Annotated in this window: 19 protein-coding genes, 1 tRNA gene and 1 pseudogene; 5 read left to right on the top strand and 16 right to left on the bottom strand. The window is 71.2% G+C overall.

Annotated elements, in window-relative coordinates; translation table 11 throughout:
• Window positions 1-51: 51 nt before the first annotated feature.
• The 9 genes from mnhG to ITJ55_RS04270 all read right to left on the bottom strand — a co-directional run bounded on the left by mnhG (window position 52) and on the right by ITJ55_RS04270 (window position 9,927).
• A complete protein-coding gene (gene mnhG / locus ITJ55_RS04230; protein ID WP_370544008.1) occupies window positions 52-612 on the bottom strand; it encodes a monovalent cation/H(+) antiporter subunit G in 561 nt (186 codons plus the stop codon).
• The gene (locus ITJ55_RS04235; RefSeq protein ID WP_056257391.1) at window positions 609-872 is read right to left on the bottom strand and encodes a monovalent cation/H+ antiporter complex subunit F; all 264 of its coding nucleotides are present in this window, start codon (window positions 870-872) and stop codon (window positions 609-611) included. Before ITJ55_RS04235 ends, mnhG begins: the two co-directional genes overlap by 4 nt.
• Window positions 869-1,489 carry a Na+/H+ antiporter subunit E gene (locus ITJ55_RS04240; protein ID WP_194594209.1) on the bottom strand — a complete coding sequence of 207 codons (621 nt, stop codon included), beginning with the start codon at window positions 1,487-1,489 and terminating at the stop codon, window positions 869-871. Before ITJ55_RS04240 ends, ITJ55_RS04235 begins: the two co-directional genes overlap by 4 nt.
• Window positions 1,486-3,123, bottom strand: a complete 1,638-nt coding sequence (locus ITJ55_RS04245) for a Na+/H+ antiporter subunit D (protein ID WP_194594210.1) — start codon at window positions 3,121-3,123, stop codon at window positions 1,486-1,488. Before ITJ55_RS04245 ends, ITJ55_RS04240 begins: the two co-directional genes overlap by 4 nt.
• Window positions 3,120-3,632, bottom strand: coding sequence for a Na(+)/H(+) antiporter subunit C (locus ITJ55_RS04250; RefSeq protein ID WP_194594211.1), 513 nt, complete (start codon window positions 3,630-3,632; stop codon window positions 3,120-3,122). Before ITJ55_RS04250 ends, ITJ55_RS04245 begins: the two co-directional genes overlap by 4 nt.
• Complete coding sequence (locus tag ITJ55_RS04255) at window positions 3,629-6,631, bottom strand: Na+/H+ antiporter subunit A (RefSeq protein ID WP_194594212.1); 3,003 nt, start codon at window positions 6,629-6,631, stop codon at window positions 3,629-3,631. Before ITJ55_RS04255 ends, ITJ55_RS04250 begins: the two co-directional genes overlap by 4 nt.
• 141 nt (window positions 6,632-6,772) lie before the next feature.
• Window positions 6,773-7,552 carry a trehalose-phosphatase gene (otsB, locus tag ITJ55_RS04260; RefSeq protein ID WP_194594213.1) on the bottom strand — a complete coding sequence of 260 codons (780 nt, stop codon included), beginning with the start codon at window positions 7,550-7,552 and terminating at the stop codon, window positions 6,773-6,775.
• The gene (gene otsA / locus ITJ55_RS04265; RefSeq protein WP_194594214.1) at window positions 7,549-9,048 is read right to left on the bottom strand and encodes an alpha,alpha-trehalose-phosphate synthase (UDP-forming); all 1,500 of its coding nucleotides are present in this window, start codon (window positions 9,046-9,048) and stop codon (window positions 7,549-7,551) included. Before otsA ends, otsB begins: the two co-directional genes overlap by 4 nt.
• 108 nt (window positions 9,049-9,156) lie before the next feature.
• Window positions 9,157-9,927, bottom strand: a complete 771-nt coding sequence (locus tag ITJ55_RS04270; protein WP_194594215.1) for a fructosamine kinase family protein — start codon at window positions 9,925-9,927, stop codon at window positions 9,157-9,159.
• A gap of 18 nt (window positions 9,928-9,945) precedes the next feature.
• Here ITJ55_RS04270 and ITJ55_RS04275 point away from each other — a divergent pair, with 18 nt between their 5' ends.
• Both ITJ55_RS04275 and ITJ55_RS04280 read left to right on the top strand, forming a co-directional pair.
• Window positions 9,946-10,986, top strand: coding sequence for a magnesium transporter CorA family protein (locus ITJ55_RS04275; protein ID WP_194594216.1), 1,041 nt, complete (start codon window positions 9,946-9,948; stop codon window positions 10,984-10,986).
• 83 nt (window positions 10,987-11,069) lie between these two features.
• Window positions 11,070-11,810, top strand: a pseudogene (locus ITJ55_RS04280) (sugar phosphate isomerase/epimerase family protein); the annotation flags it as partial.
• Between the two features lie 59 nt (window positions 11,811-11,869).
• Here the strand turns inward: ITJ55_RS04280 and ITJ55_RS04285 are convergent.
• Complete coding sequence (locus ITJ55_RS04285) at window positions 11,870-13,024, bottom strand: SLC13 family permease (protein ID WP_194594217.1); 1,155 nt, start codon at window positions 13,022-13,024, stop codon at window positions 11,870-11,872.
• A 122-nt stretch (window positions 13,025-13,146) separates the two neighbouring features.
• On the opposite strand from ITJ55_RS04285, the gene ITJ55_RS04290 reads away from it, so the two are divergent.
• Window positions 13,147-13,326, top strand: coding sequence for a hypothetical protein (locus ITJ55_RS04290; protein WP_194594218.1), 180 nt, complete (start codon window positions 13,147-13,149; stop codon window positions 13,324-13,326).
• 84 nt (window positions 13,327-13,410) lie between these two features.
• Here ITJ55_RS04290 and ITJ55_RS04295 read toward each other — a convergent pair whose 3' ends face one another.
• From ITJ55_RS04295 to ITJ55_RS04315, 5 genes are all read right to left on the bottom strand, one after another.
• Window positions 13,411-14,703: a mechanosensitive ion channel family protein gene (locus tag ITJ55_RS04295; protein WP_194594219.1), complete on the bottom strand. Its 1,293-nt coding sequence runs from the start codon at window positions 14,701-14,703 to the stop codon at window positions 13,411-13,413.
• A 186-nt stretch (window positions 14,704-14,889) separates the two neighbouring features.
• Window positions 14,890-15,129, bottom strand: a complete 240-nt coding sequence (locus ITJ55_RS04300) for a hypothetical protein (protein WP_156155483.1) — start codon at window positions 15,127-15,129, stop codon at window positions 14,890-14,892.
• A gap of 246 nt (window positions 15,130-15,375) precedes the next feature.
• A complete protein-coding gene (locus ITJ55_RS04305) occupies window positions 15,376-16,290 on the bottom strand; it encodes a glycine betaine ABC transporter substrate-binding protein (protein ID WP_194594220.1) in 915 nt (304 codons plus the stop codon).
• A 150-nt stretch (window positions 16,291-16,440) separates the two neighbouring features.
• Window positions 16,441-17,397, bottom strand: a complete 957-nt coding sequence (locus ITJ55_RS04310; protein WP_194594221.1) for a proline/glycine betaine ABC transporter permease — start codon at window positions 17,395-17,397, stop codon at window positions 16,441-16,443.
• Window positions 17,394-18,665: a glycine betaine/L-proline ABC transporter ATP-binding protein gene (locus ITJ55_RS04315; RefSeq protein ID WP_370544009.1), complete on the bottom strand. Its 1,272-nt coding sequence runs from the start codon at window positions 18,663-18,665 to the stop codon at window positions 17,394-17,396. The genes ITJ55_RS04310 and ITJ55_RS04315 overlap by 4 nt, the downstream gene beginning before the upstream one ends.
• A gap of 481 nt (window positions 18,666-19,146) precedes the next feature.
• Here ITJ55_RS04315 and ITJ55_RS04320 point away from each other — a divergent pair, with 481 nt between their 5' ends.
• Window positions 19,147-20,685 (top strand): amino acid permease, encoded by a 1,539-nt coding sequence (locus ITJ55_RS04320; RefSeq protein WP_056257406.1) that lies wholly within the window; start codon window positions 19,147-19,149, stop codon window positions 20,683-20,685.
• A gap of 160 nt (window positions 20,686-20,845) precedes the next feature.
• Here the strand turns inward: ITJ55_RS04320 and ITJ55_RS04325 are convergent.
• Window positions 20,846-20,921 (bottom strand) — tRNA-Lys (locus ITJ55_RS04325).
• A 98-nt stretch (window positions 20,922-21,019) separates the two neighbouring features.
• On the opposite strand from ITJ55_RS04325, the gene bcp reads away from it, so the two are divergent.
• Window positions 21,020-21,490 (top strand): thioredoxin-dependent thiol peroxidase, encoded by a 471-nt coding sequence (bcp, locus tag ITJ55_RS04330; protein ID WP_194594222.1) that lies wholly within the window; start codon window positions 21,020-21,022, stop codon window positions 21,488-21,490.
• Window positions 21,491-21,541 lie beyond the last annotated feature (51 nt).

Below are 21,541 nucleotides of genomic sequence, written 5' to 3' on the forward strand. Positions count from 1 at the left end.
GCGTGAGCGCGCCCGCCCGGTCCACCGACGCCGAGGCCGACGCCGACGACCTCAGAGCACGCCCGGCTCCCCCGACGCGTCGCCGCCCGTCCGGGTGCGGCGCCCCTCGTGGTCGCGCTCGTGGTCGTCGCCCTCGCTGTCGTCGAGACCGGACGAGTCGCCCACGCGGTCGAGCTCGACCGCGAGGGCGTCGGCCGACCCGACCGGGAGGTCGGACACGTCGAGGTCGGCGACGTCGCCCTCGGTGGTCTCGGCGATCTCGCCCGCCGCACGGGCCACGGCGTCGTCGAGTTCGTCGACCACGAGCTGCTCGCGCAGCAGGTCACCGTTGCGGTACCCCGCCCGCCCGATCATGTGGGCCGAGATGGGAGCGGTCAGCATCTGGAAGACCAGGACGACGAGCAGCGACGCGATGGTGCCGACCGTGTGCTGGTCGAGGGCGATCGCGGCCAGCACCAGGATGAGCCCGAAGATCTGCGGCTTCGTGGCGGCGTGCATCCGCGACAGGGCGTCGGGGAACCTCAGCAGGCCGATGCCCGCGGCCAGGGAGAGCAGCGCCCCCGCGATCAGCATGATCGAGGCGGCGACGTCGTAGACGGCTTCGGGGATCACGACGGGTCCTGCTTCGACACGTAGCGCGCCACCGTGATCGTCCCCAGGACGGCCGTCAGGGCGAGGGCGAGGATGACCGGGATCGTCCGGGTGTGGCCGTTGAAGACCATGTCCGCCGCCAGGACGCAGATCAGGGTCGTGAGCAGCATGTCGGACGCGATCATGCGGTCGAGAATCGACGGCCCCCGCACGATGCGGATCACCGAGGCGAGGCCGGCGAACGCGAACAGCGCCCCGACGACGTAGGCGACGACGGTCACGAGGGGCCTCCTTCGTGGGACGAGGACGGGCTGACCGGGTCGTGCACCTCGGCGGCGGCCGGCGTGCCGTCGGAGATGCGGCGCTGGTCGTCGTCGCTGCCGAGCACCCGGACGAGGCGGGCCTCGACGACGAGGACGCCGTGACGGACGGCCTCGACGCCGGCGAGGTCTTCGACGGCCAAGGCGTGCAGGTAGAGGATCGACCGCTCGCGGTCGGCCTCGACCACGAGCGAGCCGGGCACGAGCGAGATCGCCTCGGCCACCAGGGTCATGATGAAGTCCGACCGGGTGTGCAGCTGCACCGCGACGATCGCGTTCGAGTCGACCCCGCGCGGACGCACGGCCTGCCAGGCGACGAGGACGGAGGCGCGGACCAGGTCGACCAGGAAGTGCGCCAGGAAGACCACGGCGTACCAGAGGTTGAACCGGCCGCTGAGTTCGACCGGTGGCAGGAAGAACACCCGGGTCACCAGGAGCGCGACGGCGACGCCGGTGACGAACGCGAGCACCGTGAACTGGTTCCAGAGGGCCATCCAGAGGACGACCAGGCCGACGAGCAGGGGCAGTTGCCGGGCGAGGCTGCGCCCGACCTCGCCGCGTGAGGGGCGACCGGTCACGGGGTGCTCCCCTCGTCGGTGGTGTCGGAGGCGGGTTCGGGCTCGGGCGACGACGGGTCGGTGGCCGTCTCGCCCTCACCGTCGGGGAACACCGTCTGCACGTAGTCGTTCGAGCCGTAGACCCGGCCGGCCGCGCGTTCGGCGACGCCGTAGAGCGGGCCCGCGGCGAAGGTCAGCACGAGCGAGACGAGCACCATGCCCGCCGTGGCCCCCACCATGGTGCGCGGGTTGGTCCGGCGCTGCTGCACCGCCACGCGGCCCGGCGCCTCTTCGAGGTGCTCGGTGAACGGTGACTCGTGGTCGTCGACGTCGGCCTTCGGGCGCCAGAACGCGAGGTTCCAGGCCCGCATCAGGGCGTAGAGGGTCAGGAGCGACGTGAGCGCCCCGGCCCCGATCAGCACGTAGACCAGCGGGTCGTCGAGGCGAGCCCCGGCCTCGAAGAGCGCCACCTTGCCGATGAATCCCGAGAACGGCGGGATGCCGCCCAGGTTGAGGGCCGGGATGAAGAACAGCACGGCGACGATCGGCGCGGCCTTGAGCAGGCCGCCGAGCCGCGTGATCGACGCCGTCCCGCCTCGTCGTTCGATGAGGCCTGCACCGAGGAAGAGCGTGGTCTGGACCGTGATGTGGTGCACGACGTAGTAGATCGTCGCGGCGAGGCCTTCGACCGTGCCGAGGGCGATGCCGAAGATCATGTAGCCGATGTGGCTGACCAGGGTGAACGAGAGCAGCCGCTTGATGTCGGCCTGGGCCACCGCACCCAGGATGCCGACGGTCATGGTCAGCAGGGCGATGATCAACAGGTACACGTTGACGTTGCTCTCGACGAAGAGGACCGTCTCGGTGCGGATGATGGCGTAGACGCCCACCTTGGTGAGCAGGCCGGCGAACACGGCCGTGACCGGCGCCGGGGCCGTCGGGTACGAGTCGGGCAACCAGAACGACAGCGGGAAGATCGCGGCCTTGATGCCGAACGCCGTCAGCAGCATGACGTGGATGATCGTCTGCACGTCGGGCGGGATGGTGTCCATCTTCTGGGCGATGTCGGCGATGTTGACCGTGCCGAGCGCGCCGTAGATCATGGCGATCGACGCCAGGAAGAGCACCGACGACACGAGGCTGACGACGATGTAGACGACGCCCGCGCGGATGCGCTGCTCGGTGCCCCCGAGGGTGATCAGCACGTAGCTGGCCACCAGCAGGATCTCGAAGCCCACGTAGAGGTTGAAGAGGTCGCCCGCGATGAAGGCGTTGAAGACGCCGGTGGCGAGGATCAGGTAGGTCGGGTTGTAGATCGAGACGGGCGCCTCGCCGTCACCGTCGGCCTGCCCCTGCCCCACCGAGAAGACGAAGACGGCCAGCAGGACGATCGACGAGATGCTCAGCATGAGCGCCGCGAGCCGGTCGACCACGAGCGTGATGCCGAACGGTGCCTGCCAGCCGCCCACCTGGACGGCGATGGCCCCCTGGGAGTCGACCACGACGAGCAGCACGAGGCTGATGACGACCACGAGGGCCAGCGCGACGATCGAGACGACCGCCTGCAGCCGCGGACGCCGGCCGGCGATCAGCGCGGCCGCGGCACCGAGCAGTGGGATCAGGACGACGAGGGGGACGAGGTAGCTGGAGTTCATGCTCGGTCGCCCTTCTCGTCGTGGTGTGCCCGGTGGCCCTGCGGGCCCCGGTCGTCTGCCGGGACGGCCGCTTCGGCCCGGTCGCCGAACTCGCTGTCGCCGCCGGCCTCGTCGTCGCCGTCGCCCTGCTCGGACTCTTCTTCGGCCGGGACGCCGCGACGTCCGATCTCGAGGTCTTCGGCGTCGTCGGCCAGGGTGTCGCCCTGGGCGAGTCGCCACGACCGGTAGATCAACGCCAGCATGAAGGCCGAGATGCCGAAGGTGATGACGATGGCCGTCAGCACGAAAGCCTGGGGCAGGGGGTCGGCGAACTCGGCCGGGTCGGCCTGACCGTCGACGATCGGTGCGGCACCCCGCCGGCCGGACATGATCAGGATGAGGATGTTCGTCGCGTTGCCCACCAGCAGGAACCCCAGCAGCACGCGGGTCATGCTGCGCTCGAGCAACAGGTAGACACCACAGGCGTACAGCGCAGCCATGACGACGATCAGGACGAGTGAGACGCTCATGCGTCACCTCGCCCGGTCCGGGAGGTACCGGCGACGGACACGGGGAGCGCCTCTTCTCGGGGCTCGGAGACCTCGCTCGGGTGACCGAACGCGTCCTCTTCTTCTTGGCGGTCGACCTCGGCCCCGAGACTCCGCAGGACGTCGAGCACGAGCCCGACGACGACGAGGTACACGCCGATGTCGAAGAAGGTGCTGGTCACGAACTCGACGTGCCCGAGCAGGGGCACCTCGGCCTCGAACCAGGTCGACGTGAGGGCGTCGACGCCGAAGAAGAGCGGGACGAGGGCGGTGGCCGTGACCGTCAGGAGGCCGGCACCGAGCAGCTTGCCGGCGTCGAGGGGCGCGGCGGCGCCGAGCTCGTAGCGGCCACCGGCGAGGTAGCGGGCCACGAACGCGAAGCCCGCGACGAGACCGCCGGCGAAGCCTCCACCCGGGGTGTTGTGCCCGGCGAACAGCAGGTAGACGGAGACGACGATGATGGCGTGGAAGATCAGCCGGACCACGACCTCGAGCAAGATGGACCGGTTCTGCGGCGCCAGCTTGCGACCGGCCAGCAGCCAGGCGCGCCGGTCGCCCTCGGTGCTGTCGCCGATCTGGACGGTGGTGCCGCCGTCGGGGACCACGGGTGCGGGCTCACGGACGGGCCGGACGCGGGCCAGGAAGCGCTGGGCACGGGTGCGTCGCTCGGGCCGGGGCAGCACGTCGGCGCGCGAGGTGAGGAACACCAGGCTGGCCACGCCCGTGGCGGCGACGATCAGGACGGCGATCTCGCCCATGGTGTCCCACCCCCGGATGTCGACGAGGGTCACGTTGACGACGTTGCGTCCGTGGCCGCCGTCGACGGCGAGGTCGGGGAACGCCCCCGAGATGGTCGGGCCGGGCCGCGCGCCGAGGGCGACGACGGCGATGGCGGCCATCACCGAGCCGACCGAGACGCCGATGATGGCGCGGGCGACTCGGTGGGTCCGACCGTTGCGCTCCCCCAGGCGGGCGGGCAGCCGGCGCAGCACCAGCACGAACGCGATGAGCGTGATGGTCTCGATGAGCGCCTGCGTCAGCGCCAGGTCGGGTGCCCCGTGCAGGGCGAACAGGGCCGCCATGCCGTAGCCGGTCACGCCGACGAGGACGACGGCCTGGAACCTCTTGTTCGAGAGCGCCGAGGCGATGGCCCCGATGATCATCAGCGCTCCGATGGCCAGCTGTGCCGGGTAGTCCCAGAGCACAGCGGTCGTCGGCCAGCTGCCGTTGATCGCGAGCGTCACGACCGACGAGGCGATGGACACGATGAGGATGGTCGCGAGGTAGAAGGGCAACGAACCGCGCTGCGTCGTCGCGGTGGTCCGAGAGGCCGTCCGGTCGATGGTCGCCATGATGCGGACGTACCCGTCGGAGGCGCGGGGCAGGAACGAGACGGCCTTCTGCACCTGCGCGACCCGGTCGCGTTGCCAGAACAGCAGGGCCCCGACCCCGAGCGAGACGGCGGTGAAGCCGAGTGCGGGTTCGACGCCGTGCCAGAGCGCCAGGTAGTACGGCTCGTGCTCGCCGACCCCGGCGGGCAGCGTGTCGGCGTACCGGGCGAAGACCGGACCCACCTGGTACGAGACCAGGCCGAGCACGAGCCCGGCGACGGCGAGCACCATCGGCGACAGCAGGAAGTCGACGTGCTCGCGCACGAACTCGACCGGACCGACCCCCTCTTTGCGGCCGAAGGCACCCCACAGGAAGCGCAGGCTGTAGGCCGTCGTCAGGATCGAGCCCACGACGACGCCGACGAGGGCGACGACGCCCCAGACGGATCCCGTGACGGCGTCGTCGTAGAGGGCCGTGAGCACGGCCTCTTTCGCGACGAAGCCGAAGGTCGGGGGGACGCCGGCCATCGAGGCGAGCGCGAGGACGGTCACCACGAGCAGGACGGGCGCCTGCCGGCCCAGCCCGCAGAGCTTCCGCAGGTCGCGCGTGCCCGTCCGGTGGTCGATGACGCCGACCACCAGGAAGAGCGTGGACTTGAACAGGGCGTGGGCGACGAGCAGGGCGAGGCCGGCGAGGGCGGCGTCACGCGTGCCGAAGCCGACGACGATCGTCAGGAACCCGAGCTGGCTGACCGTGCCGTAGGCCAGCACGAGCTTGAGGTCGTGCTGGCGGAGGGCGCGGTAGCCGCCGAGGACCATGGTCACGACGCCGACGGTCACGATGATCTCTTGCCAGCCCGGCTGGTCGTGGTAGCCGGGGGCGAGGCGTGCGACGAGGTAGATGCCGGCCTTGACCATCGCCGCGGCGTGCAGGTACGCACTGACCGGGGTGGGTGCGGCCATGGCGGCCGGCAGCCAGAAGTGGAAGGGCACGAGCGCCGACTTCGACAACGCGCCGACGAGCACGAGGACGACGGCCACGGTCACGACGGTGCCCGACGGCGGCTGCTCGACCAGCTGCGAGAGCGAGCTCGTGCCGCCCTGGACGGCGAGGATCACGAGGCCGACCAGCATCGCGAGGCCCCCCGCCGTGGTGACGATCAGGGCCTGCAACGCCGCCCCGCGGCTGGCCTGCTTGGCGGTGTAGTGCCCGATCAAGAGGTACGAGAAGACGCTCGTGGCCTCCCAGAAGACGAAGAGGACAAAGACGTCGTCGCTCGTGACGAGCCCGTACATCGCACCGGCGAAGGCGACGAGCACGGCGGCGAAGCGGGCCCGACCGGCTTCGTCGCGGGCGAAGTAGCGCGCGCAGTAGACGAGCACGAGGCCGCCGACCCCCGTGACGACGAGGGCCAGCACCCAGGCGAGCACGTCCATGCGCAGCGTGAGCGAGATGGCGAGCTGGGGGATCCACGGCACGGCCTCGACCGGAACCTCGCCCGAGAGCACCGCCGGGCCCTGGAGGGCCGTGAAGGCGAAGGCCGCGAACGGCACGATCGACGCCCAGACGAAGAGGGAGCGGCCCAGGCGGCCACCGACGCAGGCCACGACGACGGCCGCCACGGCGAACGCTGTCAGCACTACGATCACGGGGACCTCCGTCGGCTGGCGACCTCGTCTGACCGTCTCGGGCGAGCGGTGGCGGGTAGTCGCGGCGGGAAGTACAGACTACCTTGCGACGACCTGAGAATGCTCAGACCCGAGCATCACGACCGTGCAAGGCATGCGACCTCAGGCATGCCCCAGGTGCTCGCGCAGACCCGCCAGCTCGGCGAGCAGGTCGGCCACGGCGGCCGGGTCGGCGACGCGGTGCATCGCGCGGGTCTCGCCCGGCCCGACCTTCAGCGAGAGGTCACCGTCGCCGAGGGCCCGGAAGCCGTCCTCGTCGGTGACGTCGTCGCCCGCGTAGAGCACGCCGGTGGCACCCACGACCTCGCGCAGGCGCTCGATGCCGTCGTCCTTGCCGGTGGCTCGGACCGCGAACTCGAGGACGTTCTTGCCCACCCGCTCGTGCATGCCGCCGAGGGCGCCGACGGCCTCGCGGGCGGCCTCGTGGACCGCCTCGGTCGTCGCCTGGTCGGCCAGCCGGGTGTGCAGCGCGAGACCGGCCGGCTTCTCTTCGACGAACACGCCGTCACGCCCCTCGGCGACACCGTGGACGGCCTCGGACAGGCGCTCCCTCGCGGCTCGTTCGTCGTCGCTCAGCGAGGTCTCGTGACCGTCGACCCGCACCTCGATGCCGTGCGAGCCCACGAGCAGCACGTCGTCGGGCGTCCGGCTGACCTCGACGAGCGACGCCAGGTCGCGACCCGACACCAGGGCGACGGTGGTCTGGTCGAGCGCCGAGAGTCGTCGGATCGCGTCCATGGCCTCGGGCAAGGCCCTGGCCTGCAGGGGCGCGTCGACCTCGGGGGCCAACGTGCCGTCGAAGTCGAGGGCGACCAGGAGGCGCGGGGTCGTGGCGAGGCGACCGAGCGCGTCGCTGAGGGCCAGGGCGTCGGCGGCGGTCACGAGGCGTCACCGCCCGTCGCGCCGTCGGCCGGCACGGGAGTGATCTGCTGCCCCGGTCGGACGTTCTCGAGCGCCTGCAAGAACGACGCCGACCACTTGGCCACGTCGTTCTCGAGCACCCGCCGCCGCAACGCACGCATGCGCGTGGTGCGGTCGCGCTTCGGCATCTCGACGGCCCGCATGATGGTGTTCTTGAGGCCACCGATGTCGTGCGGGTTGATCAGCAGGGCGCTCTTGAGCTCGTCGGCCGCACCGGCGAACTCGCTGAGCACGAGCACCCCGTCGTTGTCGCGTCGCACGGCCACGTACTCTTTCGCGACGAGGTTCATGCCGTCGCGGAGGGCCGTGACGAGCATGATGTCGGCCGCGAGGTAGAGCGCCACCATCTCTTCGCGCGGGTACCCGTGGTGGTGGTAGCTGATGGCCGTGTGACTCATCGTGCCGTAGTCGCCGTTCACGCGGCCGACCGTCAGCTCGATCTCGTCGCGCAGCAGCTTGTAGGTCTCGACCCGCTCGCGGCTCGGGCTCGCGACCTGCACGAGCGTGGCGTCCTCGACGCTCAGCCGGCCGTCGGCCAGCAGCTCGCCGAAGGCCTTCATGCGGTGCCGGATGCCCTTGGTGTAGTCGAGGCGGTCGACGCCCAGCATGATCGTCTTGGGGTTGCCGAGGCCCTCGCGGATCTCGCGGGCCCTGGCCTGCACGTCGGGTCGCGCGGCCAGCTCTTCGTAGCTCGCGGCGTCGATCGAGATCGGGAAGTGCTTGGCGAGCACGCGGCGCACCTTCGTGCCCCGACGCGAGACCGGCGCGGACTCGTCGTCGACGGGCACCTCGATGTAGGGCCGGGTCGTCGAGTAGCCGAGCAGGTGCCGGACCGCGCGGGAGAAGTTCGACGCGTCGTCGGCCCGCTGGAACCCGATCACGTCGGCGCCGAGCAAGCCCTCGACGATCTGCTGACGCCACGGCAGCTGCGAGAAGATGCCGAGCGGCGGGAAGGGGATGTGGTTGAAGAACCCGATGGTGACGTCGGGTCGGGCCTCGCGCAGCATCTTCGGCACGAGCTGCAGCTGGTAGTCCTGCACCCAGATGGTGCCGCCCTCTTCGGTGATCTCGGCGGCCCGGTCGGCGAATCGTTGGTTGACCTGCACGTAGGACTCCCACCAGACGCGGTGGTAGGTGGGTGCGGCGATCACGTCGTGGTAGAGCGGCCAGAGCGTGTCGTTGCTGAAGCCCTCGTAGTATCGCTGCACCTCGTCGGCGCTGAGCGGGACGGGCACGATCTCGATGCCGTCGGACTCGAAGGGCTCGAACTCGAGGTCGGGTTGCCCGGCCCAGCCCACCCAGGCGCCGTCGTTGGCCCTCATGACCGGTTCGAGGGCGGTGACGAGACCGCCGGGCGAGTGCTGCCACGAGGCGGAGCCGTCGTCGGCGATGACGCGGTCGACGGGCAGGCGGTTGGAGACGACGACGAAGCCGTACCGTTCGGGGGTGTCAGGCATGGGGGTCGGTCAGCTCCTGTCGGTCGCCCGCACGGACGCGGGACGGCCAGATTATCAGCGGCGCCCGACGCGCCTCCCGGGCGGTCGCGTACCCCGGCGCCGCCACCGTCAGACCAGCCGCAGGGTCGCCTCGGCCGCCCGCACGAGCCCGGCGCCGTAGCTCGGCCCGTGACCGGCGGCGTGCACGGCCAACGGGTGCAACTGGTGCAGCGGCACGCGGCCTCGCCACCCCTCGCGCAGCGGCGAGCGCGCGTCGTACCCGGCCAGCACGTCGTCGAGGTGCGGGCAGCCGAACAGGGCCAGCATCGCGAGGTCGGTCTCGGGGTGCCCGCCGTGGGCGGCGGGATCGATCAGCACCACTCCCCCGTCGTCGAAGAGCACGTTGCCGCTCCACAGGTCGCCGTGCAGCCGCGCCGGAGCCCCGTCGTCGTCGAACGCACCGTCGGAGACGAGGCGGCAGGCGCGCTCGACGGTCTCGAGGCCCGACCGGTCCAGGGTGCCCGCCTGCACCGCGACGCGCGCGTACGGCAGGACCCGCTGCTCGGCGTAGAACACGCCCCAGGTCGCCTTCGGGCGGACGGTCATCGCCCGGCTGCCGATGAAGCACGGCCCCGTCCACCCCCGAGGAGGCGCGCCGAACGCGTCCGCGCCACTCGCGTGGGTCACCGCGAGCGCCGCGCCGAAGGCCCGTGCGGCCTCGGCCGTCGGGCGGACCTCGTGCACGGGGTCGAGGTCGATGCGCCCCGGGGACGCGGCCCGGACGCCCACGGTGCGCGCGCCTCCTCGGGGCGTGGCCTCGGCGAGCCAGGCGAGCCCGGCGGCCTCGGCCTCGAAGAAGCCCGCGGGGGCGTCGGCACGCTGCTTCCTGTACGAGGTCACGGGAATAGCATGCGCCTCATGACCGACACCCGTCCCCCACGCGTCGAGGGCTCCCCCGGCGCCGCCGACCGGGGCACCCCGTCCGGCACCACCACCATCACGCGGGCGTACCGCGGGGGCGAGCTGATCGCCCACGGGTTCCCGTTGCACGAGGTGAGCGACCACCTCGAGACCGACGGCTGCCACGTCTGGGTCGACTTCACCGACCCCACCGCCGACGACCTCGCCGCCCTCGAGGACGAGCTGGGCCTGCACGAACTCGCGGTCGAGGACGCCCTGCAGGACGGGCAGCGCCCGAAGATCGACCGCTACGACGGGCACCTCTTCGCGGCCCTGTACGACGTGAGGTTCGACCGGGCCAGCGGCGTCCTGACCCCGAGCGAGGTCAAGGCGTTCATCTCGCGGCGGGCGCTCGTGACGATCCACCACCCCGAGTTCGACGTCTCGCGGCTCGAGACGACCTACGACCAGAACAAGGACCTCGCACCGCACGGCGTCACGTACCTGCTGTGGGGGCTGCTCGACTGCGTGGTCGACCGACACTTCGAGGCCACGGACGCCCTCGACGACGAGATCGAGGGCATCGCCGAGGACCTCTTCGACCCGAAGCCCCGCACGATCGACGTGCAGAAGCGCTCGTTCGCGCTGCGCAAGAGCCTGGTCCAGCTGCGCCGGGTGGCGTCGCCGATGCGCGAGGTGCTGAACACGCTGCTGCGTCGCGACCTGAAGGAGGTCGACGCCGACATGCAGCCGTACTTCCAGGACGTCTACGACCACGTGCTGCGCGTGGCCGAGCAGAACGACTCGTTGCGCGACCTGGTGTCGACGATCCTCGACACCAACCTCAACCTGCAGTCCAACCGCATGAACCTCATCATGAAGAAGGTGACGAGCTGGGCGGCGATCATCGCGGTGCCGACGGCGATCACGGGCTTCTACGGCCAGAACGTGCCGTACCCGGGGTTCCAGTCCCCCGCGGGCTTCGTCACCTCGTGTGTGCTGATCGTCGCGATCGGCGGAGTGCTCTGGTGGCAGTTCAAGCGCCGGGACTGGCTGTAGCCGGGCGTTCGCGCACCGTTCACCTCCGGAGCGCCGTCCGAGCGGCCCGACGGTCGTAGCCTGGCCGCGTGATCACGGTCGGAATGAGCACGTCCTGCGTCTTCCCGCTGTCGACCGACGAGGCCTTCCGGCTGGCGCGGCTCACCGGCTACGACGGGGTCGAGGTGATGGTGACCGCCGACCGCTCGACCCGTGACGCCGGGCTGCTCCGGGCGGCGACGGCACGCTGGGGACTGCCGGTGCTGTCGGTGCACGCCCCCGTGCTGCCCGTCGCGCACTTCGCGTTCGGCCGCGACCAGGTCGACAAGCTGCGCCGGTCGGCGGAGCTGGCCCTCGAGCTGGGTGCCGCGACCGTCGTCGTGCACCCGCCGTTCGCCTGGCAGCGGTCGTTCGCCGCACGGTTCGTCGACGTGGTCCGCGAGATCGCGGCGGCGACGGGCGTCGTCCTCGCCGTCGAGAACATGTTCCCGCTGCGGCTGGGCCCTGTCGGCCTCGACCCCTACCGGCCCGGCCACGATCCCTCGACGGTCGACGTCGACGCGGCCACGCTCGACTTCTCGCACGCGGCCGTCGCCGGCCGGGACGCGCTCGACCTGGCCCTGGCGCTCGGACCGCGGCTGCGCCACGTGCACCTGACCGACGGCGTCGTCTCGCCGCGCCCGGGCGGCCTGCACGACCAGCACCTCGTACCCGGCCGAGGCACCCAGCCGGTGGCCGAGGTGCTGACCCACCTGGCCCGGTCGGGGTGGTCGAGCACCGTCGCGGCCGAGGTGCACACCCGGGGCGACGAGGAGGCGCGGGTCACCTCGCTGAGGCAGACCCTCGCGTTCGCGCGTCGTCACCTCGCGACCGCGCCGACGTCGGGCACGAGCGCCCTGTCACCTCAGACGAACAGTGCCGTCGCGACCACCGCGAGCGGCACGGCGACGGCCGCGACGCCGAGGCCGGCCAGCATGAACCGGCCCCACGACACCTCGACGCCCATCGACGACAGCCGCGAATGCCAGAGCAACGTCGCGAGCGACGCCCACGGCGTGACGAGGCAGCCGATGTTGACCCCGACCAGCACGGCGACGAGTCGCAGGGGCGACCCGGCGACGGGCTCGAGGGCGAGGTAGGCCGGCAGGTTGTTGGCCACGTTGGCGGCGACCGCGCTGCCGCCCGCCAGGCGGAGCAGGTCGGGCAACTGGTCGCCCGTGCCGACGACGGCGCCGAGCAGGTCGGCGAGTCCCAGCGAGTGGGCGGCCTCGACGACCAGGAAGAGCCCCCCGGCGAACAGCAACGTGCCCCAGGGCACGAGCCCGAGGCGCAGGGCGCCCCGCCGACGGACCGCCGTCGCCACGACGAGCACGAGCGCGGCGACCGCCGCGGGGATCCAGACCTCGAGGCCCGAGACCAGGGCCGGCACGAGCAGTCCGGTCGCGACCGCCGCGACGCCGAACAGCACGCGGTCGGCGACCGGCTCGGCCGACGGCGCCTCGAACCGACCGACGAGCTGACGCCGGTAGCGCAGTGCGACGGCGACCACCGGCACCACGATGCCGACGACGGCTGCCGGCGCGACCAGTGCGGCGAACTGCACGGGAGCCGGCGACCCGAGCTCGTGCAGGGCGAGCAGGTTGGTCAGGTTCGAGACCGGCAGCAGCATCGAGGCGCAGTTCGCCAGCCACACCGTCGTCAGGGCGAAGGGCATCGGTGGCAGGCCCGCGTGGCGCGCGACGATGACGACCACGGGGGTCAGCAGCACGGCGGTCGTGTCGAGCGACAGGAACACCGTGCACAGCACGGCGAGCGCGACGACGAAGAGCCACAGCACGAGCACGCGGCCGCGGGCGAGCCGTGCCGACGCGGACGCCAGCCAGGCGAACAGCCCGGCCTCGGCCGCCAGCTCGGCGACGATCGTCAGGCCGACCACGAAGCCGAGCACGGGGGCGACCCGTTCGACCAGGGCAACGAGTTCGTCACCGGTCAGGAGGCCGGTGACCACGGCGACGAGGCCGAGCACCACGAACACCCCTCCGAGCACGGCAGTGCGCACGGCATTCTCCTTCGACCGCGGGACGCACCGGCACGGGACGCCGGGCAGCTCAACCTACCCCCACCCGGACTCGCCGGGCGCCACGCGGTACCGTGGGCGAAACGACCCCTGGGAGCCCCACCGTGCGCAAATTCCTCTTCAACGGCGCGATCATCAGCGCGATCTTCTCCGGCATCAGCCTGCTCAAGAGTCTGAGCGCCGGCCCGCGCGACTGGCGCCTCGCCCTCATGGCGATCAGCTGGGCGGCGTCCACCGCGATCGCCGTGGGCAACGTGCTCGAGGCCGCGAACGACGACGACTGACGTCGGGCCGAGACACGAAGGAGGCGCGTCCCGCTCTGGCGGGGCGCGCCTCCTTCGTCGTGTGGCCGGGTCGCGACCGGCGCCTCAGCGTCGCCCGCGGACGCCGGGAGTCGGACCGGTCGGGTCGCCGTCGGGACGGCCGGTCGGACGCCCGCCCGGGCGACCGGCGACGTGCGGGTCGCGCTCTGCCTCGGCCCCGAGGCTGGCCTCGTACTCGGCGATGTCGTGGATCGGGATGGCCGCCGTGAACGCCGCCGTGCGCTCGGAGTCCGCGTTGTCGCCGCTGAACAGGCCCGACGCGTCCGAGGTGGACCGTGCGGGACGGCCCTTCGGCGTGGGCTCGGCCTCGACCATCTGCACGCGCGTCCGCGGGATCGACTGCGGGCTCTTCGCGTGCAGCCAGGCGATGAGGTCTTCGCGCACGAGGCACCGCAGGTCGAAGAGGGTGGCCGCGTCCTTGGCGGTCACGAGCACCCGTACCCGCACGTAGCCGGCCTGGGCGTCGGTGACCTGCAGCACCTTGGTCCGGCCGTCCCAGAGGTGGGTGCCGGCGAGGATCACGTCGAGCTCCTTGCGCATGGCGCCGGGGTCGACGCGCCAGTCGAGGTCGAACTCGACGGCGCCGAGCAGCTCGCTGTTGCGCCGCGTCCAGTTCTCGAACGGCGTGGTCGTGAAGTAGGTCGAGGGCAGCACGAGACGCCGGTCGTCCCAGACGTGCACGACGACGTACGACAGGGTGATCTCCTCGATCAGGCCCCACTGGCCCTCGACCACGACCACGTCGTCGATGCGGATGGCGTCACTGAAGGCCAGTTGGATGCCGGCGAACACGTTGGCGAGGGTCGACTGCGCCGCGAGGCCGGCGACCACCGAGACGAGGCCGGCGCTGGCGAGGACGCTCGCCCCCACGGCCTCGACGCCCGGGAAGCCCAGCAGCACGGTGCCCGCGGCGAGGATCACGATGAGCGCCACGGTCAGCCGCCGCAGGATGAGCACCTGCGTCCGCACCCGGCGGGCCACCCGGTTGTCGGGGGTGTCGACCCGGTAGCGCGAGAGCCCCAGGTCTTCGAAGAAGATGGCGAGTGCCCCGACGAACCAGGCGACCACGACGATGATCGCGCAGCGGAACAGCTGTGACACCCAGCCCTCGCCCGGGTAGTCGGCCGGCAGCAACGAGTCGAACGACGTGGTGAGGGCGACGACCAGCAACACGACGAGCAGGGTGACGCGGAACGGCCGACGCATGCGCTTGACGAAGGCCTGCGCCCATTCTTTGCGCTTGGCGACGACTCCCACGACGGCGCCGACGACCGCCGAGACCACGAAGGTGAGGACGACGGCGGCGACGAGCGAGATGACGAGTTGTATCCAGGGCATCCGTCGAGCCTGACGCATGACGCACGGCGGCGTCCGGGCTCGGGCCCGCCACGGCGGAACGGTGAGACGATCCACAGGTTCCCGTCACGTGCCCGAGACGAACCTGCCCGTCACCCACCGACGCCGTCTTCGCCCGTCGCGGTCAGGAGCGACGACCGGGGCGAGACGGACGGCGGCGGACCGGGGTCAGATCGAGCGCTTGCGCTGGCGGAGCGCCTCGAGGGCGAGCCCCTCGGAGGGGTAGCGCCCGACGACCTCGCCCCAGCGGGGGTCGGCTCCGCGCAGGGCGACGAACGTGCCCTGCTCGGCCCGGACGTGGCCGAGGACGCGATCGGGGGTCGACACCTGGACGAGGTCGGACGAGATGGTGCGCGTGATGACGCGGGCCATTCTCCTCAGGACGTCGGTCGGTGCGGTGGTGCTCACGGGTGGTGCCTCTCGTGGTGCGGGTGCTGGTGCGGTGGTGCGTCGTTCGGGTGACGCCCGTCGACGACGCTACCCGCGCCTCCCGGGGCGTGACCTCGGGGTTGGCTGTGCGTCAGGTGTCGCCCGGCTGTGGTTTCGCCCGGCCGCGTCACCCGGCCCCGGCCGCTCGACGACGCCCCGGTCGACGACGCGACGACGCCCCGGGCGAGCGGGGCTCGGCCGGGGCGTCGTCGTGCGCGGGTCGGGTCAGCTGGTGAGGCCGTCGACGTAGTCCTGGTTCTCGGAGATCCACTTCTCGACGACCGGGGCGTAGTCGTCGCCGTCGACCTCCTCGCCGTTGAACATGGCGTTCTCGAGCGACGACAGGGTCTCGGTGTCCATCGTGAAGCCCTGCAGCCACTCGGTCAGCTGCGGGAAGTCCGCGGTGAAGCTCTTGCCGCCGAACGAGTGGATGCCCTCGGCGTCGCCCAGGGTGCCCTCGGGGTCGGCGAGATCCTTGATCGGGAACGCGTCGTAGGCCCAGTGCGGGCTCCACAGCGTCACGGCGATGTCCTCACCGGCGTCGGTCGCGCTCTTCAGCTCGGTGAGCATGGCCGCGGTCGACGAGGTCTGCAGCTGCATGTCGCCCAGGCCGTAGGTCGGGATCGTCTCGTCCTGCACGGCCGCGGTGAGGCCCGCGCCCGGCTCGATGCCGACGATCGTGCCGCCGAACAGGTCGGCGTTCGCGGCGAGTTCGTCGAGCGAGTCGATCGGGGCGTCCTCGTTGACCGCGACCGCGAGCTTGGCACCGTCGTTCCAGGCGCCGAGGTCGGTCAGGTCGTCACCGTACTGCTCGATGTACGACGCGTGCGTGGTCGGCAGCCAGGTGTCGAGGACGACGTCGTAGTCGTCGGTGGTGAGGCCGCTGTAGACGGGGGCGACGTCGGCCGGCTTGAGGTTGACCGTGTAGCCCTCGTCCTCGAGGACGGTCTTCCACAGCCACGAGGCCGCGATGCCCTCGTCCCAGCCGTTGAACACGGCGAGGTCGACGACGGCCTGGTCGCCGTTGTCGAGCGTCTCGCCCTCGGCCGACGAGCTGCTGCCGGGAGGCGAGCAGGCGGCGAGTCCGAGCACGGTGGTGGTGCCGAGGGCGATCGATGCGGCGATGGTGCGCTTCTTCATGTGATCCTTTCGGGTGGTGCAGGAGGCGCGGGTCGGGTGTGCCGGGGCGGCACCCGTCCCGCAGGTGGTCGGGGTCTGGTCGGTCAGGGGCTGGTCGGTCAGGGGCTGGTCGGTCGGGGTCTGGTCGGTCGGGGGCTGGCCGATCGGGGTCTAGGCCGAGGCCGTCGCGGGTTCGCGGCGGTCGGCGGGAGGCAGCGGCTGCTCGGCCTCGGCCCGGTCGGGGGCCGGGGCCGGCGGGACGGACCGGCGGTTCTGCGCGCGGGCCACCCGCCGGCTGTGACGGTCGGAGCCGAGGGCGGCCGTCATGCGGTCGAGCACGATGGCGAGGATGACGACCGAGACGCCGGCCTCGGCGCCCAGCCCCACGTCGATGCGGTTGAGGCTCGCGACGATGTCGCCGCCCAGCCCGCCCGCGCCGACCATGCCGGCGATGACGACCATCGAGAGCGAGAGCATGATGACCTGGTTGACGCCGGCCATGATGCTGGGCTTCGCGAGCGGCAGCTGGATCTGTCGCAGGATGCGCCACGGCGACGAGCCGAAGGCCTGGCCGGCCTCGACGACCTCCTGGTCGACGCCCCGGATGCCCAGCTCGGTCAAGCGGACGCCGGGGGCCATGGCGAAGACGATGGTCGCGACGATGCCGGGGACGACGCCGACGCGGAACAGCAGCAGGGCGGGGATCAGGTAGACGAAGGCGGGGGTCGTCTGCATGAAGTCGAGCACGGGCCGGATGACGGCCGACGCGACGTCCGACTTCGCCGCGAGCACGCCGAGCGGGATGCTCAGCGCGATGGCGAGCGTGCTGGCCACGAGCACGAGGGCGAGGCTCGACATCGCGTTCTCCCACTGGTTGACCGTGCCGATGAACAGCAGGCCCACGGCCGTGCCGACCGCGAACTTCCAGCCCTTGGCGACGAAGGCGAGGGCCGCGATGACGATCACGACCGCCCAGAACGGAGGCGCGCTCAAGAAGTACGCGACCCACTCGTAGAAGAAGGAGAACACCAGGCGGACGACGTCGAAGAAGCCGCCGAGGTTCGTCGTGACCAGGTCGACGACGTCCGAGACCCAGGAGCCGAAGGGGATGCGCAGGTACTCGTTCATCGGGTGGCTCCTTCGAGGGTGGCGTCGAGCTCGACGTCCGAGATGCGGGTGACGGGTTCGAGCACGGGGACGGGCGAGGTGGTCGTGTCGACGTTGCCGAGGGCCGCGAGCAGCGTGACGCGCGGGATGACGCCCAGCAGACGGTCGGCGTCGTCGACGACGGCGATCGGCAGCGGGCTCTCGACGGCGAGCTCGAACAGGTCGACGAGGGCCGCGTCGGGCCCGACCTTCGAGAACTCGGCGTTGACGATGGCGGCGAGGTCGGTGTCGTTCGCCTTGACCTGCCGCATGACGTGGCGGTCGCGCACCCAGCCGAGCAGCTTGCGGTCGCGGCCGGTGACGAAGAGGGCCGCGGTCTGCAGGTCGCGGAGCGACCGCAGGGCGCCGCGCGGGCCGACCGTCAGGGGGACGACGGCGCGGGCGGGCTCCATGACGCTCGCCGCGGTGAGGACGCGGGCCCGGTCGACGTCCTGCACGAACTGGGCGACGTAGTCGTTGGCCGGGTCGGTGAGGATGTCCTCGGGCGTGCCGATCTGCACGATGCGGCCGTCGCGCATGACGGCGATGCGGTCGCCGAGGAACATCGCCTCGTTGAGGTCGTGGGTGATGAAGACGATGGTCTTGCCGAGCTTCGCCTGCAGCTCGACGAGCTGCTCTTGCATCTCGCGGCGGATCAGCGGGTCGAGGGCCGAGAAGGCCTCGTCCATCAGCAGGATGTCGGTCTCGGCGGCGAGGGCGCGAGCGAGGCCGACGCGCTGCTGCATGCCGCCCGAGAGCTGGCTCGGCAACTTGTCCTCCCACCCGGCGAGCCCGACGATCTCGGTGACCTCGCGGGCCTTGGCGAGGCGCGCCGCCTTGGCGACGCCCTGCACCTCGAGGCCGTAGGCCACGTTGTCGAGGACGGTCCGGTGCGGCAGCAGGGCGAAGTGCTGGAACACCATCGAGACGTCCCGGCGACGCACCTCGCGGAGCCTCTTCGCCGGGACGTCCGAGATCCGGGCGCCGGCGACCTCCACCGAACCCGAGGTGGGCTCGAGCAGTCCGTTGAGCATGCGGATCAGCGTCGACTTGCCCGAGCCGCTCAGCCCCATGACGACGAAGATCTCTCCGGGCTGCACGTCGAACGAGGCGTCGATGACGGCGGCGGTGCCGAGGCCCGCGGCCTCGGTGCGCGAGGCACCGGCCTCGAGTCGGGCGACGGCGTCCTTGGGTCGGCGGCCGAACACCTTGTACAGGTTCCGGGCACGCACGGCAGGCGTTGTGGTCACAGGTGTCTCCAGGCGCGCCGAGGGGGCACCGGCCGCTCGGGCCGGCTCGCCGTCGGCGGCGATCGGGTCGGGCGGACGGGTCGACGACGCGTGCGGATCGTGTCGGCTCAAGCCCACCGTGGTGTCACGGGGCGAACCTGACCTCCGCCGGGTCGGTCATGGGACCGGACCCTCGCGCCACCAGACCGTACGACGACCAGTGTCCGAGCGGGTCGGACCACCGGTCTGCGCGTCCTGATGATGACGGGCCCGGTGCTTCCGGGCCTCCACGACCGTAGCCGACATCTGTCGCCCATCTGACCGAGGACCCTCCACCGAGGGGACCCGGGACGTACCCCGCCACGGCGTGTCGCCCGTACCCATGGGGATCGTGATCGTCACTCTTTCGTTACCCGCGTGTGAATCGGCCCCGCGCCTCCTGGGGGTTCACCCGGCGGCCGGTCGCCACGCAGCCGGACCCGATAGGGGCTACGGTCGACCGATGACGAGTCCCACGAACGGGGGCGGCGACGCCTCGACCGAGACGCACCTGCCCCAAGACTTCTCGCACGAACAAGAGGGCTTCCAGCACGGGTTGAAGCCACGCCAGCTGCAGATGATCGCCATCGGCGGTGCCATCGGCACGGGGCTCTTCCTCGGCGCCGGCGGACGCCTGGCGTCGGCGGGCCCGGCGCTCGCGATCGTCTTCGCGATCTGCGGCGTGTTCGCCTTCTTCATCTTGCGCGCCCTCGGCGAGCTGGTGCTGCACCGCCCGTCGTCCGGCTCGTTCGTCTCGTACGCCCGCGAGTTCTTCGGCGAGAAGTTCGCCTACGCGGCCGGCTGGATGTACTTCTTGAACTGGGCCATGACCGCGATCGTCGACGTCACCGCGGTCGCCCTCTACCTGCACTACTGGTCGGCCTTCACGGCCGCGCCCGACTGGCTGCTGGCCCTGGTCGCGCTGGCCGTCGTGCTCTCGGTCAACCTGCTGGCCGTCAAGGTCTTCGGCGAGATGGAGTTCTGGTTCGCCATCATCAAGGTCGCGGCCCTCGTGGTGTTCCTCGTGGTCGGCGTCGTGTGGCTCGCCGCGGCGTTCCCGGTGACCCAGGACGGTGCCGCCGTCGACACCGGATGGGGGCTCGTCGCCGCCTCGGGCATCCTGCCGAACGGCCTGCTGCCCGCGGTGATCGTCGTGCAGGGCGTCGTCTTCGCCTACGCCGCGATCGAACTCGTGGGCACGGCGTCGGGTGAGACGCAGAACCCCGAGAAGGTCGTGCCCCGCGCGATCAACACGGTGATCATCCGCATCGCCGTGTTCTACGTCGGTTCGCTCGTGCTGCTGTCGCTGCTGCTGCCCTACACGGCCTACAAGGCGGGCGAGAGCCCGTTCGTCACGTTCTTCGGCAGCATCGGCAGCCCCGAGGTCGGCGAGATCGCCGGCTCGATCATGAACTTCGTCGTGGTGACGGCGGCGCTCTCGAGCCTGAACGCCGGCCTCTACTCGACCGGTCGCGTGCTGCACTCGATGGGCATGAACGGCTCGGCGCCGAAGTTCACGACGAAGATGTCGAAGGGCGGCGTGCCGTTCGGCGGCATCCTGCTGACCGCGAGCATCACCCTGCTGGGCGTGGTGCTGAACGCGATCGTCGGCGCGAACACGGCCTTCGAGATCGTCCTCAACATCGCCTCGCTCGGCATCCTGACCGCATGGGGCACGATCATCCTGTGCCAGATGCGGCTGCGCCAGTGGGCGAAGCAGGGCAAGGCGAAGGAGCCCTCGTTCAAGCTGCCCGGTGCGCCGGTCACGAGCTACCTGACGCTGGCCTTCCTGGCGGCGGTCATCGTCCTGATGGCGATCGACTGGCCGATCGGGTCGTTCACCGTCATGTCGCTCGTCGTGATCATCCCGCTGCTGATGCTCGGCTGGCACCTGCAGCGCGACCGCATCCTCGCCGCCGCGCGCCTGCGCGAGGGCATGACCGGCCCCTACCCCGTGACCGGTCGCGACGCGGCCTCGCAGGTCCCCCGCGACGGGCAGTAGGCGCGACCACCCCGAGGAGGGGCGGGTCGACCCTCGAGGTCGCCCGCGCCTCCGTCGCCTCCGACGTGGTTCCCGCCGGGCTGGATCGCGGAACGGATACACCCACGTGTGCACCGACGACGAAGGCCCGGTCAGATGATGCGTCTGACCGGGCCTTCTGTGGTGCACCCCCTCGGACTTGAACCGAGAACCCACTGATTAAGAGTCAGTTGCTCTGCCAATTGAGCTAGAGGTGCGAGCTGCGGCGCGTGCCGCAACGAGGAATGACTCTAGCATGAGTTCTGACCCCCTCAGAACCACCGGCGCCATCGGGGCGCCCGCAGATCGGAGCACCATGTCCACGAAGCTCGAGAAGGGCGCTGCGGCGCCGACGTTCACCCTCGACGACGAGAACGGTTCGCCCGTGTCGCTCGCCGACTACTCGGGGCAGAAGGTCATCGTGTACTTCTACCCGGCGGCGTCGACGCCGGGGTGCACGACCGAGGCGTGTGACTTCCGCGACAACATCAACTCGCTGAAATCGTCGGGTTACCAGGTGCTGGGCGTCTCGAAGGACGAGCCCGCGGCGTTGCAGGCGTTCAAGGACGAGCAGGGGCTGAACTTCCCCCTGTTGAGCGACCCCGACCTGACGGTGCACGAGGCGTACGGCGCCTACGGCGAGAAGAACTCGTACGGACGCATGGTGACGGGCACGATCCGGTCGACGTTCGTCGTCGACGAGCAGGGTGCCGTCGAGCTGCCGCTCTACAACGTCAAGGCGACGGGGCACGTGGCGTCGTTGCGCAAGAAGCTCGGCCTCGACTGAGGCTCGTCGGCGAGGTGAGCGCAGGAGGCGCGGTGCCGGTCCTCGAGACCG

The organism is Frigoribacterium sp. VKM Ac-1396, from assembly GCF_015350895.1.
Classification (GTDB): domain Bacteria; phylum Actinomycetota; class Actinomycetes; order Actinomycetales; family Microbacteriaceae; genus Frigoribacterium.